Source organism: Silanimonas sp. (genome assembly GCF_027531545.1).
Taxonomy (GTDB): Bacteria; Pseudomonadota; Gammaproteobacteria; order Xanthomonadales; family Xanthomonadaceae; genus Silanimonas.
The window spans coordinates 1-1,044 of sequence record NZ_JAPZSC010000024.1; the positions used below are offsets into that span (position 1 = coordinate 1).

Here is a 1,044-nt window from a genome sequence, read left to right on the forward strand (position 1 = left end):
CGGCCAGCTGGCGCTGGGTCAGGCCGCGGGCTTTGCGAAGCTGCACCAGGCGTTCCGGGAAGTCCATGTCCAGCAGGGTGGGCAATGCAGGGGTGCTCACGGTACGGGCCTCCTCGGATGGTGCTGTTTGCGAAACAGACAATATGCTGCTATACAGCCACAGCATAAGCGTCTTGACAGGTTTTCGCGAGGAGCCCGATTCCATGCCCCGATCACGCCCGCCGCTTGCGGCCCCCGCTTCGCCCGAGCCGGCGCTGTCGGCACCGCTGGCCTCGCCTGCCGAGCCCACCGCCCAAGTCCACGGCCCCGACGACATCCGCTTTGCGCGCAGCGGCCGTGCGTATCGCGTGCGCGGCTTGGCGCGTGCGCTGTCGGCGGAATCGCTCAAGGTGACGCTGCGGGTGTCGGCGGGTGATCGCCTGTATCTGGACACGCTGGATCTGTACCAGGCCCGCGGCCGGCAGGCCTTTGCCAAGGGGGCTGCGATCGAGCTGGGTGTATCGGAGGAGGTGCTGCACGCCGACCTGTCGGCGCTGGTGCTGGCGCTGGAGCCGCTGCAGGAAGCCGCGATTCGCGGCGCGCTGGCACCGGATGCGGAGTCCTCTGCACCGGCGCTGTCGGCCGAGGACGAGGCCGCCGGTCTCGCCCTGCTGCGCGATCCGGATCTGGCCGAGCGCATCGTGCGCGATGTCGAAGCCATCGGCGTGGTGGGTGAGGGCGATAACGCGCTGGTCGGCTATCTGGCGATGGTGTCGCGGCTGCTCGACAAGCCGCTGGCGGTGCTGATCCAGTCGACCAGTGCCGCGGGCAAGTCGACCCTGATGGACGCCCTGCTGTCGCTGATGCCAGAAGCTCAGCGCGTGCACTACTCAGCGATGACCGGGCAGAGCCTGTTCTATCTGGGCGAGGGCGATCTGCGCCACAAGATCCTCGCCATCGCCGAAGAAGAAGGCGTGCGCCAGGCCGCCTATGCCCTGAAGCTGCTGCAGTCGCAAGGCGAGCTGACGATTGCGAGCACCGGCAAAGACCCGCAAACCGGCCGCC

1 protein-coding gene is annotated in these 1,044 nt (G+C 68.2%); it reads left to right on the plus strand.

The features are described 5' to 3' along the window. Positions 1-203 precede the first annotated feature (203 nt). On the plus strand, positions 204-1,044 hold an 841-nt coding region (locus tag O9280_RS13530), incomplete at its 3' end, for a hypothetical protein (protein ID WP_298343781.1).